2 protein-coding genes are annotated in these 972 nt (G+C 54.7%); both read right to left on the minus strand.

The annotated features are described in order from the left end of the window. A partial coding sequence (locus tag AACY52_RS28535) for an IS110 family transposase (RefSeq protein WP_339561099.1) occupies positions 1-719 on the minus strand: 719 nt, incomplete at its 3' end. Positions 720-782: 63 nt separating this feature from the next. Continuing rightward, on the minus strand, positions 783-972 hold a 190-nt coding region (locus AACY52_RS28540; RefSeq protein ID WP_339421388.1), incomplete at its 5' end, for a hypothetical protein.

A 972-nucleotide genomic window follows, 5' to 3' on the forward strand; every position in this document is an offset into this window, starting at 1 on the left:
CCGATCTGTTTTTCCAGGAAGTCATAAGCCGCCAACTCCTGACTCAGCGCATGCAAATGCTCAGCTCGCCAGTTGCCGTGCAAGCTGCGAGCAACAGTGGCCTGATCGGCCTTAACACGCTTGTCTCTGAGCAGTGCAAGCACTTCGGGATCGCGCTCGCCATCAACGATTGCGCGCAAAATACTCATGCCCGTCACCCCAGCTATGTTGCTGATGACTTGGGCTAATTGGATGTTCATTTGCACCAAAGCCTTTTGCATCCGATTAAGGGCTTTGGCTTGGTCGCGAACTTTATTGCCACGCTGACGGACCAATGAGCGCAGTGAGCACACGTCGTCCGCAGGCCGAAAAGCGCCTCTCAACAGGCCGTGCGTCATGAGTTGAAGGATCCACTGACAATCAAGTACATCAGACTTGCGACCGGTTATCTGCCGAGTGGCGCGGGAATTAACGAGATAGACCTCAAAACCTCGTCTATCCAGTATTTCGAAGAGCGGGATCCAATAAACTCCAGTCGCCTCCATTGCCACCATCTTGACGCCCATGGACTCAAACCAATCGGCCATGGCATGCAAATCATCGGTGAAGGTTGAAAACCGCCTAACCGGGTCATCGCATTTTGTCGGATCAACAGCCGCCAAATGCTCACCAGCGCCCACATCAACGGCACCACAATCGGGATGGATAACCTCAAAACGCTTTTGGTTCTTGCGCGTCATGACAATTCCTCGCAGGATTGAACGACGCGGGCGGGGTACACGGTGGCGAGCGGATTCACTCTCTTATACGTGGTCACAGCTTGCTGTGCCGACAATGACTCCACGCCGATACCGTGCAGGCCACTCTCCCACTCGGGTGCTGACACACCAGTGCTGGCTACGGCCTTTGCCCCGCACGCGTTCTATAACCTTACGATGAACCAGTTTGATGCGCGACAGCGCTACGTCGAAGATGTAGTGGGGCCTCCCACAT

The organism is Pseudomonas sp. EA_65y_Pfl1_P113, assembly GCF_963970525.1.
Classification (GTDB): Bacteria; Pseudomonadota; Gammaproteobacteria; order Pseudomonadales; family Pseudomonadaceae; genus Aquipseudomonas; species Aquipseudomonas tritici.